This window comes from Dactylosporangium sp. NPDC051087, from assembly GCF_055586325.1.
The window spans coordinates 117,218-132,143 of the sequence record NZ_JBVJIJ010000017.1 but is presented as its reverse complement, the minus strand read 5'-3'; the positions used below and the strand labels follow the sequence as shown (position 1 = coordinate 132,143).

General features: G+C 73.0%; 12 protein-coding genes. 7 read left to right on the top strand and 5 right to left on the bottom strand.

Annotated features, from left to right (window positions below):
* From ACZ6TV_RS30650 to ACZ6TV_RS30635, 4 genes are all read right to left on the bottom strand, one after another.
* Entirely contained in the window at positions 1–792 is a 792-nt protein-coding gene (locus ACZ6TV_RS30650) for a hypothetical protein (RefSeq protein WP_465300763.1), read from the bottom strand.
* Positions 789–1,031: a sigma factor-like helix-turn-helix DNA-binding protein gene (locus tag ACZ6TV_RS30645; RefSeq protein ID WP_465300762.1), complete on the bottom strand. Its 243-nt coding sequence runs from the start codon at positions 1,029–1,031 to the stop codon at positions 789–791. Before ACZ6TV_RS30645 ends, ACZ6TV_RS30650 begins: the two co-directional genes overlap by 4 nt.
* Positions 1,022–1,399: an RNA polymerase sigma factor gene (locus tag ACZ6TV_RS30640; protein WP_465300761.1), complete on the bottom strand. Its 378-nt coding sequence runs from the start codon at positions 1,397–1,399 to the stop codon at positions 1,022–1,024. The genes ACZ6TV_RS30645 and ACZ6TV_RS30640 overlap by 10 nt, the downstream gene beginning before the upstream one ends.
* A 223-nt stretch (positions 1,400–1,622) precedes the next feature.
* On the bottom strand, positions 1,623–1,841 hold the full coding sequence (locus tag ACZ6TV_RS30635) for a hypothetical protein (RefSeq protein ID WP_465300760.1): 219 nt from the start codon (positions 1,839–1,841) through the stop codon (positions 1,623–1,625).
* A 266-nt stretch (positions 1,842–2,107) separates the two neighbouring features.
* Between ACZ6TV_RS30635 and ACZ6TV_RS30630 the strand changes: the two genes are divergently transcribed.
* The 3 genes from ACZ6TV_RS30630 to ACZ6TV_RS30620 all read left to right on the top strand — a co-directional run bounded on the left by ACZ6TV_RS30630 (position 2,108) and on the right by ACZ6TV_RS30620 (position 6,226).
* Entirely contained in the window at positions 2,108–3,064 is a 957-nt protein-coding gene (locus tag ACZ6TV_RS30630) for a DUF5996 family protein (protein WP_465300759.1), read from the top strand.
* 155 nt (positions 3,065–3,219) lie between these two features.
* Complete coding sequence (locus ACZ6TV_RS30625; RefSeq protein WP_465300758.1) at positions 3,220–4,611, top strand: MFS transporter; 1,392 nt, start codon at positions 3,220–3,222, stop codon at positions 4,609–4,611.
* 52 nt (positions 4,612–4,663) lie between these two features.
* A complete protein-coding gene (locus ACZ6TV_RS30620; protein WP_465300757.1) occupies positions 4,664–6,226 on the top strand; it encodes a hypothetical protein in 1,563 nt (520 codons plus the stop codon).
* A 257-nt stretch (positions 6,227–6,483) separates the two neighbouring features.
* Here ACZ6TV_RS30620 and ACZ6TV_RS30615 read toward each other — a convergent pair whose 3' ends face one another.
* Positions 6,484–7,938, bottom strand: a complete 1,455-nt coding sequence (locus ACZ6TV_RS30615; RefSeq protein WP_465300756.1) for an endo-1,4-beta-xylanase — start codon at positions 7,936–7,938, stop codon at positions 6,484–6,486.
* 606 nt (positions 7,939–8,544) lie between these two features.
* On the opposite strand from ACZ6TV_RS30615, the gene ACZ6TV_RS30610 reads away from it, so the two are divergent.
* The 4 genes from ACZ6TV_RS30610 to ACZ6TV_RS30595 all read left to right on the top strand — a co-directional run bounded on the left by ACZ6TV_RS30610 (position 8,545) and on the right by ACZ6TV_RS30595 (position 14,920).
* The gene (locus tag ACZ6TV_RS30610) at positions 8,545–11,661 is read left to right on the top strand and encodes an AfsR/SARP family transcriptional regulator (protein WP_465300755.1); all 3,117 of its coding nucleotides are present in this window, start codon (positions 8,545–8,547) and stop codon (positions 11,659–11,661) included.
* Between the two features lie 182 nt (positions 11,662–11,843).
* On the top strand, positions 11,844–12,380 hold the full coding sequence (locus ACZ6TV_RS30605; RefSeq protein ID WP_465300754.1) for a hypothetical protein: 537 nt from the start codon (positions 11,844–11,846) through the stop codon (positions 12,378–12,380).
* A gap of 81 nt (positions 12,381–12,461) precedes the next feature.
* Positions 12,462–13,880: an aspartate aminotransferase family protein gene (locus ACZ6TV_RS30600; RefSeq protein ID WP_465300753.1), complete on the top strand. Its 1,419-nt coding sequence runs from the start codon at positions 12,462–12,464 to the stop codon at positions 13,878–13,880.
* On the top strand, positions 13,877–14,920 hold the full coding sequence (locus ACZ6TV_RS30595; RefSeq protein ID WP_465300752.1) for an NAD-dependent epimerase/dehydratase family protein: 1,044 nt from the start codon (positions 13,877–13,879) through the stop codon (positions 14,918–14,920). Before ACZ6TV_RS30600 ends, ACZ6TV_RS30595 begins: the two co-directional genes overlap by 4 nt.
* The last annotated feature ends 6 nt before the right edge of the window (positions 14,921–14,926 follow it).

Sequence of the window (14,926 nt, the reverse complement as noted above, 5' to 3'; positions counted from 1 at the left end):
TCAGTGGCTGGGCCGCCCGGTCGGACGGTCGGCGCGGCCGCCGGTCGCATGGTCGGCGGGACCGCCGGTGGGACGGTTGGTGGGACCGCCGGTCGAACGGTTCGCGGGACCGCCGGTCGACTGGTTGCCGGGTGCGCCGGTCGGGCGTCTGGTGGAAGGGCCGGTCGGGAGTTCGCTGGGCCTGCCACCGGGGCGGGCGGTCCCGTCGGCCGGGGCCGCGAGGAGCTTGGCGCAGTACGCGTCGACCTTGTCCCTGCCGCCGGCGGTGGTGATCAGGGCGCGGAAGGCGGGATTGTCGAGGGCCTTGCCGTGATCGGCGCCGGCGGTGTAGGCGTTGCAGAGCCCGGCCAGCGACGGTGACGGGTCGGCGGCTGTCGAGGGGGTCTGGCCTGCCGCCGCCGATGGGCGGGCCGGCGCGGGGGAGCCGCCGGGTGATGCGGCGGGGTCGGCGTGGGTGTCCAGCGCGTCGGGCAGGGCGCCGGTGGCGGCGGCCAGGGCCACCCCACCGGCGCCGGCCGCGAGCACGGCGACCGCGGCGGCCTTGACGGTGAGCAGCTTGACCAGTGCCGTTCTGGTCACCGGCTGACTCGGTGGCGGTGCGGCAGGACGCAGCTGCGCGGCCTGGAACCCGGCCACGGCCTGCCGCAGGCCGGTGAGCTCGGCCGGCCGGGCCGGGCCGGCCGAGACGGCGAGGACGGTGGCCAGCGGGTGGTGCCGGTCATCGACGCGGTCGGCGCCGGCGCTGGCGAGCAGGCGCTCGGCGGTGGCGGCGGTGATGCGGTGGACGCTCATGTCATCGGTTCCGGTTCCGGCGCCGGGGCCGGACCGGGTGTCGCACCCCGCCGGCCAGAATGATCGGGACATTGGTCGAGCAGTGCGGCGAGGCGGCGCAGGCCCCGATGGGCCGCGACCCGGACCGCGCCGGCGCGTTTGCCCAGGACCCGGGCCGCGCCTTCGGCGTCGAGGCCCATGACCACCCGGAGCAGGACGGCTTCGGCCTGGTCGCGGGGCAAGGTGGCGATCAGCGCCACACCGCCTGGTCGGTGGAGATCGCCTCGACGGCCTGGTCGCCGGGGTCGGTCTGGCGGGCGGGTAGTTCGGCCAGCTCCTCGATCGGCGTGGCCGTGGCCGGCCGGCGGCGGTGATGGCGCAGATGGTCGAGGGCGCGGTGCCGGGCGATGGTCGCCGCCCAGCTGCGAAATCCGGTGGTGTCACGCATGCCGGGCAGGTCGCGGGCGATCTGCAGCCACGCCTCCGAGGCGACGTCCTCGGCGTCGTCGCCGACCAGCGCCCGCAGGTACCGCAGCAGACCGGGCTGGACCGCCAGGTACAGCGCCGCGAACGCCGTCTCGTCACCCTGCTGCGCCGCGATCACCGATGCGGCCAGCTCACCTGACACCGATCGCGGACGTGCCGCCGTCGCTTCCTCCACCGCGTCGGTGCGGCCGGGCCCGTCCGTGGTGCCGGCGCGCGGCCGCGGCCGCCCGAAACCTGCCACCCCGGATGACAGCGTTGACACATCCACCCCAACCACGCCCGAACGGTTCCGAGCTCCGGTTGTTAAGGGCGTTCCGGCTCCCGTTCGCGTTACACCTCGCAACGCCGGGCCGGGTGCCGGCTCGTCAGGCGGCGGCGAGCGCGGGGGTCATGGCGCGGGCGCACAGCTCACGCGCCCACTGGATCCGGCTCGCGGCGATCTCGGGGTGGTCGCCGAACACCGTCGCGGCCCGGGCGTAGCACTCGTCCGGTCCGAGCTGGTCGAGCGTGCGGTGCACGGTCTCGCGGACGGTGGCGTCGTCCAGGTCGGTGGACGCGGAGACGTCGGAGACGAACAGTGCCATGCTCAGCACCGGCTCAACTCGGCAAGTCGTCATCGGGATCACCTGTTCAAGCGGGGGGTTTCGAGGGGGGTGGTGCGTTCCTGTAACCACGGTCTCTCGTACGGCTGGGGGACGACCTCGGCGCCAGCGGGACCTGTTGATACCCGCTAGCAGGTATGCCGTCCCGGCCGGATCGGCATGATCGGATTCGAGCCGGGCAGCACACCCCGGACATGACACGTGCTGAGCGCACCGTCCTGCCCGGGCGGTGACCTTGGAGGCGGAAGATGACCAACCAGGAACAGCGCTGGCCGGCGCTGCCGGTCGATGCATGGGAGCCCACGTACGACACGCTGCACATGTACGCCCAGATCGCCGGAAAGGTCTCGCTGGCGTTGCGACCGATGGCGAACCACTGGTGGCAGGTCGCCCTGGAACTGTCCGCCCGGGGGCTGCGGACGGCGGCGATCCCGTACGGTGCCCGTACCTTCCAGATGGAACTCGACCTGCTCGAGCACCAGTTCCGCGTCGAGACCAGCGACGGGGGGCGGCGTGCCGTCCCGCTCGGCGGGCCGGTCCGCGACGTCTACGCCGAAACCATGGCGGCGCTCGACGACCTCGAGCTGCACGTCCCGATCTGGCCACGCCCGGTGGAGGTGCCGGACCCGATCCCGTTCGACCAGGACGACCGGCACGCCACCTACGACGGCGCCCAGGCCACGCGCTACTGGCACGTGCTGTGCCAGGTCGAGGCGATCTTCGCCGAGTTTCGGGCCCGTTTCACCGGCAAGGCCAGCCCGGTCCAGTTCTACTGGGGTTCCTTCGATCTGGCGACCACGCGGTACTCGGGCCGGCCCGCGGACCCGCCGCCCGGCGCCGACACGATCACCCGGTTCAGCTACACCGCCGAGCAGAGCTCGGTGGGCTTCTGGCCCGGCGGGACCTGGCTCAACGGCGAACGCGTCGAGCAGCCGGTCTTCTTCGCCTACAACTACCCGGCGCCGCCGGGGATCCAGGATCAGCCGATCGCGCCGGCGGCGGCGCGTTTCGACACCGGCCTCGGCGAGTTCATTCTCAGCTACGACGACGTCCGCGCCTCGGCCGACCCGCGCCAGGCGATTCTGGACTTCGCCCAGAGCACGTACGAGGCCGGGGCGCAGCTGCAGCACTGGCCGCGCGAGGAGCTCGAGTGGTCGCCGCCCATGCCGCCGAGCCATCGCCGGGCGTTGCAGCTCACCCCCTGACCGCCATGGGCGCGGCGGCGCGGGCGCCGGCCCGCGCCGCCGTCCCGGCTGGCCTTGCGGGCGGGATTGTCGATATTTTGTCGCCCGGACCTGCCTGCCCCGGCTGAGAGTGGGGTGGAAGCGGGGAGCCGCTGCGCAGAAACGGGTGGATCGTTGTGGCGAACAGGTGGGCGGGACTTGCGGCGCTGCTCGCGGGGTTCTTCGTCATCCTGCTCGACACGACGATCGTGGCGGTCGCGAGCCCGCGCATCCAGGACGATCTCCAGCCGGACGTCTCCGGGCTGTTCTGGGTGACGGCCGGGTATCTGCTGGCGTTCTCGGTCCCGTTGCTCGTCGCCGGGCGGCTCGGCGACCGGTACGACCCCAAGCGCGTGTTCCTGGCCGGGATGGCGGGCTTCGCGGTGGCCTCGGCGTTGTGCGGGCTGGCGCCGTCGGTCGGCTGGCTCGTGCTGTTCCGGGTCGTGCAGGGTCTCGCGGCGGCCGCGATGGCTCCGCAGCCGCTCACGCTGATCCGCCGCCTCGTCGCCGCCGACGAGCGCGGGCGGGCGCTCGGTGCGTGGGGCTCCGTCGCGGCGGCCGGCACCCTCCTCGGTCCGGTCCTCGGTGGTCTGCTGACGGCGACCCTCGACTGGCGGTGGATCTTCTGGGTCAATGTCCCGCTGTGCGGTGTCGCGCTGCTCATGGGGCTGCGCTGGATTCCCGGCAGCCCCGGGCGGGCCGCGCGGCTCGACCCGCTGGGGGCGGTCACGAGCACGGCCGGGCTCGGTGTGCTCGTCTGGGCGCTGCTCTCCTGGCGGGACGTCCCGGCACCCGCGATCGCCGCCGCTGTCGTCGGCGCCGCGGCGCTGCTGACCGTCTTCGCGTTCCACGAGCGGCGGATGGGCCCCGCCGCCCTGGCGCCGTTGGGGCTGTTCCGCTCGGCCGGGTACCGGGCGGCGAGCGTCGCGATGGCGGCGCTTGGCACGGCCTTCATCGCGATGGCGCTGCCGGCGATGCTGTATCTGCAGGACGTCAGGGGCCTCGGGCCGATGGAGGCGGCCCTGGTGATGGCCCCGGACGCGGTCGTGGCGGCCGTGTTGTCCCCCGCGGCCGGCCGGTGGGTGGACCGTGCGGGACCGCGCCGTCCGGCGATCGTGGGGATGGTGTTGCTCGCGGCGAGTCTGGTGCTGATCGGACTCGTCGTCGTTGCGGAGGTCCACCCGTGGTGGATGGCGCTCGGGGCCTTGGTGCTCGGGGTCGCGAATGCCGTGGCCTGGTCGCCGCTGTCGGTCGCCGCGATGGCGGCTGTGGACGCGGCGGCGGCCGGTGCGGCGTCGGGAATGTTCAGCGCCGTCCGGCAGGTGGCGGCGGTGACGGGTGTCGCGGTGACGGGCGCGGTCCTGGCCGGGCTGGCGTCGTCGCCGACCCTGGCCTTCGGCGTCGTGTTCGCGGTCCTGGCCGTCGTGGCGGTCGCCGGCGCCGTCGCCGCGACCCGGCTGCCATTGACATCGGCGGATGTCGCCGAGGCCGGGGCCGCGGCGGACGCGCGGGAGGAAGACCACGCCTGACAGCAGACCTCGGCTGTTGACCGGCGGTGGTGGCGTTCGGCATGTTTGACCGGTGGCGGCGGCTGGAGCGGCGCGTCGTGTCGGCTGGTTGCTGCGGGTCAACCGCAGGCTCGGCGACGACGAGACGCTGCGTTCCGGACGCCGGTTCGCCCGGGCTTTCCGCACCGACGCGACCAGACCGCTCTCCCCGTCACAGGTGACCCGCTGGGAGACCGGCGACCTCGCCGTGACCCGCGCGACGGTCCGGCGTTACGAGCGGCTGCTGGGTCTGGCCGACAACTCGCTCATGACGCTCGTCGACGCGGTGGGCAGGGTCGAAGGCGCGTCGATGCTGGCGGAGACCGGCCGGCGGGCCGCCACCGAGGACGATCGGCAGCGGCTCTCCGCGCTGCTCGACCGGGTGTTCGGCGGCGGCACCATGACCGGCGCGGACTGGGGACGGCTGACCGGGTTGATCGCCGCCCGCCAGGAGCTCGAGTTCTATCCGCGGCACCTGTGGCGCGATCTCGCGGACCGCCTGCTCGGTGAGCTCGTGGTCGCGGTCAGCAGCGCCTGGCTGCAGCGCTTGGAGGCGATGAGCCGGTTGCTGGAGCACCCGGCCGCCCGCGCGCACGCCGTGGCCGCGTGCATCGCGTTCGCCGAGGATCCGTCGACGACGGCGGTCATCGAACCGCTGTCGCTGCTCGACGTCACCGCGGACGCGGCCGCGAACCGCTACGTCCTGCGGCAGATAGCCCGCCCGGACAGCGACCGGGCCATGCACGGGGCGCTCCTGGCCGCGATCCGGAAGGTCAGCTTCGCCCACTTCCGCGGCGACGAGTGGCTCCAGCTCGCCGCGTGTCTCAGCTCGACGATCAGCGATCCCGCGCTGCACCCCGCGCTGGCGCCGCTCGCGGTCGACGTCGGCCGCCTGCTGGCCCGTCGCCTGCCGAACGTCAAGAGTCTGCATCGCAGCCTGTCCGCGGTCGCCGACACGCACCACACCTGGCCGGCCGGGGGCGGCGAGCCGCACCCGGCGCAGACCGCCGGCCGCCGCATCGCCGCGCGGGCGCAGAGCCGCCTGGAGACCGGTTCCGACGGTGCCGACGCGGTCCTGGCGGAGCTCATCGGCGAGGCGCTGTTCGGATCGAATCCGGACCGGCGGATGGTCGCGAGCATGCTGCTGGCGGCCTCCCCGTATCAGCGGGTCGTGGCGCAGACGCTCCTCGAGGAGATCACCGCGGACATCGCCGGTCGCGGGCAGACCTATCCGCTGGCCGCGTCGCTGCGCACCATCACCCAGCTCAACGTCGACATCCACCGGCCGCTGATCCAGGAACTCCTGATCTGGCCGGGCCTCCCTGCGGTGGCACGGCACGCCGCGGCATGGGCCACGCCGTTCTGCGCCGGTCGGCAGTCGCCGGCGGCCTGGCGGAAGGTCCTGGACGTCCAGGTCGCCGCCTGGCGGCAGCAACCGTCGGAGCTGGCCGAAGGCATCGTGCTGGGCATTGTGCACGGCATCGGCACCGACGGTCAGCGCCCGCTGCTCGCCGCCGTGCAGAGCGATCCCGCGCTGCCGCCGTCGGCCCGCACCACCGCGTCATGGCTCATGCGCACCGACGTCTGCCTGATCTGACCCGTCCGATGGGCGGCACCCGCCCGCGCGTCAGGTGGGCTGTTGCCGCCCCCTCCAGCCGGCAACAGCCCACCCTGCCCGCGGACGGTCCCGGACGCCGATGCGACGGGACCGGTCAACGCGGTTGGAGGTGCCGCTGCTCACGCTAGGCGGTGCAGAAGCCGGAGATGCCGGCCGTTGCAGGGCGGAGCCGCCCGTGCAACGGCGCCGCCCGCGGTGTGGCGGCGGGAGGTGGCGCCGTCACACCGCGGTCGGGGTCAGCTCAGGGTGAAGCGCTGGTTGGCCTGGCCGTTGCAGTCGTAGAGCTGGATCTGCTGGCCGTTGCCGGTGCCCCAGACGTCCAGGCAGCGTCCGGACTGCACGCCGGTGATGGTGCCGTTGCTGTTGACGTTCCACTGCTGGTTGGCCTGGCCGTTGCAGCTGTAGATCTGCACCGCGGCGCCGTTGCCGGAGCCGGCGGCGTCCAGGCACACGTTGCCGTAGACCGTCAGCTGCCGGCTCGACGTTGCGGTCCACTGCTGGTTGCTCTGGCCGTGGCAGTCGTACAGCTGCACCCGCGTGCCGTTGGTGCGCGACGCGTTCGGTACGTCGACGCACCGGCCCGACTGCGCGCCGACGATCCGCTTCGCGCCGCCCGGCGGGGTCGAGCTGCTCGCGGTCGGTGAGGTGGTGGGTCCGGCGGCGTTGAGGGCGTTGAGGACCGAGGTGTAGGCGGCCTTCTTGTTCCCGCCGCCGTCGAACAGCAGCGGGCTCTCCCCGGAGCGCCACGAGTCGCTGTCGCGCACACCCCACACCGTGATCCCGATGCAGCGGGGCACGTTCATGCACGCCTGGGTCAACCCCGCGTACTGCGACGTCGAGGCGTTGGTGACGTCGACCTCGGTCAGCGCCACGTCCACGCCGAGTGCGGCGAAGCTGGACAGGGTGGTCTGGAAGTTGCCGGGCAACGAGCTGCCGCCGGTGAAGTGGGTCTGCAGGCCGACGCAGTCGATCGGCACGCCGCGGGACTTGAAGTCCTGGACCATCCGGTAGACACCCTGCGTCTTACCGTAGGACCAGTTCTCGATGTTGTAGTCGTTGTAGCACAGCTTCACCGACGGGTCGGCGTTGCGGGCGGCGCGGAACGCCGCCTCGATCCAGTCGTTGCCGGTGGCCTGCAGGTTGGACTGACGCCGGCCGCCGTCCTCGTTGAACGCCTCGTTGACCACGTCCCAGGCCGCGAACTTGCCTTTGTAGTGGCCCATCACGCCGTTGATGTGATCGATCATCGCCTGCCGCAGGGTGCCGCCGCTGATTCCGCCCCACCAGCTCGGCTGCTGCGAATGCCAGGCGAGGGTGTGCCCGCGGACCTTCATCCCGCGCTGGGTCGCCCAGTTGTAGATCTGGTCGCCCGCACTGAAGTTGAACTGTCCCCGCTGCGGCTCCGTCGCGTCGGGCTTCATCTCGTTCTCGGCCGTGATCATGTTGAACTCGCGGCCGGCGATCGTGGAGTACGTCGAGTCACCGAGCCGGTTGGCGGCGATCGCCGTGCCGAAGTACCGGCCCGACTGCGCCGCCGCCGCACCCAGGGTGCTCGCGGCCGCGTTGGCGGTCGGGATCATCATCACCGCACCTGTCGCCGCGACCGTTGCGACGACGGCGCCGATCGCCACCCGGACCCGTAGCGATCGTTTCCGCGGGGTGCCGGCGGCATGCAGAGGCCTTGCTGTCACTGCGGTCTCCTTGTCGGTTCTGTCCGGGACGCCGGCCATCGCACGCACGGCAGGTGCAGCCGCGGCGCGTAAAGGGGTGTCTGTGAGGTCGCACGACCCGGCCCGTTGAACGGTGGGCTTCAATGCATCGACATGCTCACACGGCAATTTCGAGGGGACAATACTTTCCGAAACTCTTTCGGAGGATTTGGACGGCCTCGGGCCGGCTCGGAGGGGTCGGGTCCGTCGTTCGCGCGACGATCCGCTCAACTTTTGGACAGTTAGATGGTGAATTCGCCACTTTTGTTTCGACAGCATCCCTGAAACTTTCGAAGATGCGGGGGTGCTTGTTGCGACACGGATCGGGATTCACGCGGCGGGTTTGCCGGGCGCTGCGCGACTTGATACGGCATCGCCGCACAACACTTCCCGGGAAGCAATTCGCCGCAGAGGATGTGTACTCGACCCGACCGCGTCAGTGGGGTGACCGGTTCGGCCCGAGTGGGGCGGCAGTGGTCGATTGGTCCACATGGTCAAGGGGTAACCGCACTGCTACGCTCCATTTACCATCGTGGATCTCCGCTCTCAATGTTGCTGCCGGAGAAGGCGGCTGGAGAGCGGAGCGGCATGGACATCGGCATTCTCGGGCCGGTCGAAGTTTCGGTCGACGGCCGGACGGTCCAGCTCGGCGGGCCCCGGACCCATGCGGTGCTCGCGGCGCTGTGCCTCGAGGCGGGGCGGATGGTGCCCACCGGCCGGCTGATCGAGGTGCTCTGGGGTGAGCACCCGCCGGCGACCGCGCGTTCCCAGGTCCACATCTGCGTGTCCACGCTGCGGCGGGTCTTCGCGGCCGCGGCGTCGACCGGCCCGCCGGCGGTCATCGAGACCCGCCCACCCGGCTACGCGCTGGCGCTGACCGGCGCGCGGCTGGACGTGCGGCTGTTCGAGGAGCGTGCGGCGCGGGCCGGCAAGCTGGCCGCCGACGGGGCGCTGCACGAGGCCGCCGGGCTGTTCCGCACCGCGCTGGAGCTGTGGCGCGGCCCGCCGCTCGCCGGGCTGCGCGGCGAGATCCTGGAGGCCAGCGCGCGTCACCTGGACGAGCGGCGGCTCGCCGTGCTGGAGCGGCGCATCGACGTCGACCTGCGGCTCGGCCGGCACGCCGCCCTGGTGGGGGAGCTGGGTGAGCTGATCGTGCAGCACCCGCTGCACGAGTGGTTCTACGGCGCGTTGATGACCGCGCTGCACCGGTGCGGCCGGCGGGCCAGGGCCCTGGAGGTGTACCGGCAGGCCCGCGCCGTCCTGGTCGACGAGCTCGGCATCGAACCCGGCGCGGAGCTGCGGCGCATCGAACGGCTGGTGCTGGCCGGCGCGCCGGAGCCGGGCGTGGACGTCGTCCAGGTGCCCGCCCAGGAGCCTGCGGAGAGGCAGCGGACCCAGGCGGCGGTCGAGGAGCCGCCGAAGGTGACCCGCCCCCGTCCGGTGCCGCCGAACCAGTTGCCGCTGGACACGGCGGACTTCACCGGGCGTGCCGCCGAGGTGGCCCGGATCGCTTCGGCGGTCACCGGCCGCAGCGCCACCCGGCAGCCGGCGATCGTGGCGATCGCGGGCCCCGGCGGGGTCGGCAAGTCCGCCCTCGCGTTGCACGTCGCGCACGACCTGCGCCACGCGTTCCCCGACGGCACGCTGTACGCGAACCTGTCCGACGGCACCCAGCCGGTCCATCCGGCGGAGATCCTGGGCAGGTTCCTGCGCGCGCTCGGCGTCAACGGGCTGGCGATCCCCGGCGGCGTCGACTCGCTCGGTGAGATCTACCGCGACCTGATCTCCGACCGGCGGATGCTGATCCTGCTCGACAGCGCCGTCGACGAGACCCAGGTGCTGCCGCTGCTGCCCGGCAACGAACCGGCGGCCGTCATCGTGACCAGCAGGCAGCGGCTGACCGCCCTGCCCGGCGCCGCGCACGTGTCGCTCGACGTGCTGCCGCCCGAGCCGTCGGTCGACCTGCTCGCGGCCGTGGTCGGGTCCGTCCGTGCCGGCGACGACGAGGCCCTGTCCGAGCTGGCGGCGCTCTGCGGCGGGCTGCCGCTGGCGCTGCGGATCGCCGGGGCCCGGCTCGCGTCCCGGCCGCACTGGAAGCCCAGCCGGCTGATCGGCCGGATGCGCGACGAGACCCGCCGGCTCGACGAGCTGGAGCACGGCGCGCTCGGCGTCCGGGCGAGCATCGCGGTGAGCTACTCCGGTCTCGGGCCCGGCGCCCAGCGGTTGCTGCGGCTGCTGGCCTGCCTCGACACGCCCGAGTTCGGCGCGTGGATCGCCGCCGCGCTGCTGGACGTGCCCCTGGACGACGCCGAGGACCTGGTCGACGACCTGGTCGGGGCGCACCTGCTGGCGGTGCTCGCCGAGACGCCCGACGGGCAGGGCCGCTTCCGGCTGCACGACCTGGTGCGGGTGTTCGCCCGGGAGCGGGCCCAGTCCGAGGAGCCGGACGGTCAGCGGACCGCCGCGGTCCGGCGGGCCCTCGCCGGCTGGCTGCACCTGGCCGAGGAGGCGCACCGCCGCGAGTACGGCGGGCAGTACACCATCCTGCACGGCACCGAGCCCCGCTGGACGCTGCGCAGCGGTGTGGTCGGGACCCTGCTGGAGCAGCCGATCCGCTGGCTGGAGGCCGAGCGGCAGGCGCTCACCGCCGCGGTCCGCCAGGCGGTCCGCAACCGCTGGCACGAGCTGGCCTGGGACCTCGCGCTGACGCTGGTCACGCTGTTCGAGGCGCGCAGCTACCTGGTGGACTGGCGGGAGTCGGCGGAGCTGGCGCTCGCGCTGGTCCGGCAGGTGGACAACCGGCGGGGCATGGCCGCGATGCAGTACACGCTGGGCGCGCTGGACATCGTCGAGCAGCGCTACGCCGGGGCCGCCGACCGGCTGCGCCAGGCGCTGGACGGCTTCACCGCCTGCGGCGATCACCACGGGCGCGGGCTCGTGCTGCGCAACCTGGCCTTCCTCAACCGGATCACCGGCCGGCCGGACCTGGCCCGCCTCGGCTACGAGGAGGCGCTGCCGATCCTGCGCGACGCCGGCGACCAGGTCGCCGTCGCGCACGTGCTGTGCAGCCTGGCCGCGCTCCGGCTGGAGGCGGGCGACGCCAACCAGGCGCAGAAGATCCTGGACGACGCGCTGGTGATCACGCAGATCGCCGGGAGCCGCCGGGTGCAGGGGCAGGTCCTGTTCCGGCTCGGCGAGGTCCACCTGCTGCGCGACGAGCTGGATCGGGGCGCGGAGGCCTTCCACGAGGTCCTGCGGCTGACGCGGGACCTGGGCGACCGGCTCGGTGAGGCGTACGCGCTGCTGGGCCTCGGCCGGGTCCGGCACCGCGAGCAACGGCACGGGGCCGCGGAGACCGCCCTGGCGCAGGCGTTGCAGCTGGCCGGGGAGCTCGGCGACCAGCTGGTGCAGGCGCGGGTCCTGCTGGCGCTCGGCATGCTCGACATCGAGCGGGAAGAGCCGGCCCGGGCCGGAGAGCGGCTCGCCGCCGCGGCGCGGACGTTCGGTGCGGTCGGCGCGCTGGTACAGCAGGCCAACGCGCTGGTCGTGCTGGGGGAGCTGCGGTTGCGGTGCGGCGACACGCACGGCGCCATGCGTGCCGCGGTCAGTGCCGGAAGCCTGCTGGGCGATGCCGATCGTGACGACGACACCGCGGAGGCGCGCGGGCTCCGGCGGCGGATCAGCGAGCTGACCCCGCCGGCGTGAGCGGGCTGCCCCAGTTGGTGTCGAGCTTCTGCGTGGTCATCTCGGTGTCCCTTCAGGTTGCCGGGGTGGCTGGCAACCACGGGACCAGCGACGGCTTTCGATGCTCTATCCGTCGGCCACCGGGGACCACTGATGTGTCATGGATAGCGGATCGATAGCCGGGCGCGGCACAGTCCCCGGTTGTGGTTCACGGCGACGTCCCGCGGCAGCGTGCCGCGCGCCTCGGGCTGACGGTCGCCGGCGCGCTCGTCAACCGCGGGGTGCTCACCGCCGGCCTGCTCGGCGCCGGCGCGCTCGCCGGTGAATATCTCGCGCTGCTGCCGGATCTGCTGCCCACGGTCAGCCAGGTCGCGCTCTTCGACCCCGACGACCGCGCCGCCGACGACCTGTGGGACCGGCTGGCCGGGCCGCTGCGCCGCCGCGGCGTCCAGCTGTGCGTCGGGCGGCACGCCCGGGACGTCGTCCGCGGCACCGATCTCGTGCTCCTGGCCGACGCGGTGCACGCGGAGCGGCTGCGGGCCGACTGGCTCGCCGCCGGCGCGGTCGTGCTGCACCTCGGCGAGCGGCGCCTGCCCACCCCGCTGCTGACGGCCGCCGACGTGCTCCTCACCGCCGCCGAACCGCGGGCCGTGCTGCTCGCCGCCGTCGCCAGCCGCCTGGACCGGACCCGCCTGATCGTCGTCGACCTGCCCGCGGGCCGGTGGGAGCGGCAGCGATAGCCGCCGGATGCCCACCGGATAGGCGGGGGCGTTGAGCTGCCGCCAGCTTCCCGACCGGTACTTCGAAAGAGGCGGTACACGATGCAGGAACTGATCAGTCTGGACCAGGTGGAGCAGCTGTCCACGGAGGAGGTGCACGACCTCTACCGCCGCTACGTCAGCCGCAGTCAGGTCTCGTTGATGACCACGTTCGGCTTCGGCCGGGAACTGGTCGAGCGGGCCGAGGGCACCTCCATCTGGCTGCGCGACGGCCGGTGCGTCCTCGACTTCACCGGCGGCGTGGGTGTGCTCAACCACGGCCACAACCATCCCCGCATCCTGCGGGCCCGGCAGCGGTACGGCGAGCAGCGCCGCATGGAGGTCCACAAGGCGTTCTTCTCGCCGTACCTGGCGGTGCTGAGCCGCAACGTGGCCGCGCTGCTGCCCGGTGACCTGAACATCTCCTACTTCCCCAACTCCGGCGCCGAGGCCAACGAGGGCGCCATCAAGATGGCGTACAAGTACCACGGCGGCAGCCGCCGGACGATCCTGCGGGCCGACATCAGCTTCCACGGCAAGACCCTCGGCGCGGGCAGCCTGACCGGGTCGACGGAGAACGCGTTCGCCTTCCCGGGCCTGCCGAACATCGGCGTGTACCCGTACGGCGACCTGGCCGGGCTCACCGCGGCGGTCGAGGCGGCCCGCCGCCCCGACGGCGGCTGCGACGTCTACGCGCTCATGCTGGAGCCGTTCAGCGCCTCCAGCCTCCGGCAGTGGTCCGAGGCCGACCTGCGGGCCGTCCGCGCGCTCTGCGACCGGCACGACATCATCCTGATCTTCGACGAGATCTACACCGGCTGGGGCAAGACCGGCAGCCTGTTCGCGTTCATGCGGCACGCCGGCCTGGTCCCGGACATCCTCACCTACTCGAAGTCGCTCGGCGGCGGCAAGGCGTCGATCTCCGGCTACACGGCGCGGGAGCCGGTGTTCCGCAAGGCGTACGACCGGCTGTCCGACGTCATCCTGCACAGCACCACGTACTACGGCTTCGGCGAGGAGACCGCCACCGCGATCGAGGCGGTCAACGTCGTGGTCGAGGACGACTACCCGGCCCGCGCCCGGCAACTGGAAGCGGCGCTCGGCCCCGGGCTGCAGCGCGTCGCCAAGCAGCACCCGGACATCGTCCGCGAGGTCAAGGGCGTCGGGGCGCTGTGGGGCGTCTTCCTCGACGGCGGGCCGCGGATCCTGGACCTGGCCGGCAAGCTGGTGCCCGGCTTCACGCACGACCCGCGGTTCAAGACCAAGCTCATCACGCTGTCGGTGATCTCCCACCTGTTCCGCGAGCACGGGATCATCACCTACTACAGCCCGAACGTCGAGAACCCGCTCATGGTCGCGCCCAGCCTGGTCGTCTCCGACGACGACGTGGAGTACTTCCTGGACAGCCTCGACGCCACGCTCAGCCGGGGACTGCCCCGCCTGCTCACCTCGTTCGTGCGGGAGAAGGTGACCGGGCGATGACCGTCGTCGTGACGGGCGCGGCCGGCATGCTCGGCACGCACCTGGTGGAGCACCTGCTCTCGACGGGCGAACGGGTCCGCGGGGTCGACCGGCGCGGCAGCGCCGTGCCGCCGCACCCGCGGCTGGAGCACGTCGAGGCCGACATCCGCGACACCGCCGCGATGGGCCGGGCGTTCACCGGCGCGGCCGCGGTCGTGCACTGCGCCTCGGCGCTGCCCAGCTACCCGGCCGACGTGATCCGGTCGGTCATCGTCGAGGGCACCCGCAGCGTGCTGGACGCGGCCGGCGCGGCGGAGGTGCCGCGCGTGGTGCAGATCAGCTCGACCGCGGTGTACGGCCTGCCGAAGGTCGTGCCCACCACCGAGGACCACCCGCGCGAGCCGGTCGACACGTACAGCGAGGCGAAGGCCGACGCCGAGGTGGTCGCCGACAAGGCCCGCGCCGACGGGATGTGCCTCACCACCCTGCGCCCCAAGACGTTCCTCGGCCCCGGCCGGATGGGGCTGTTCGCGATGCTGTTCGAGTGGGCCGAGGAGGGCCGCAACTTCCCGGTCCTCGGCCGCGGCGACGTGCGGGTGCAGATGCTCGCCGTCCAGGACCTCGTCGCGGCGATCGGGGCCGCCCTCGCCGCGCCGCCGGACGTCGCGATCGACACCTACAACATCGCCGCCGCCGACTTCGGCACGATCCGCGAGGACTTCCAGGCGGTGCTCGACGCCGCCGGGCACGGCAAACGCGTCGTCGGGGTGCCGGCCCGCCCGGCCGTGGCGTTCCTGGAGCTGCTGCAACGCGTCCGGCTGTCCCCGGTGTACGGGCGGCTGCTGCACAAACTGCTCGCCGACTCCTACGTGAGCATCGCCAAGGCCCAGGACCGGCTGGGCTTCGCGCCCGCCCACTCCAACCGGGACACGATCCTGGCCACCTTCGCCTGGTGGCGCGAGCAGCTCGGCGCGCCGGCCGGCGCAGGGAACGGCAACGGGATCACCAGCCGCGAGCCATGGAAGCAGGGGGCACTCGCCGCCGCCAAGGTGCTCTTCTGAGACGGG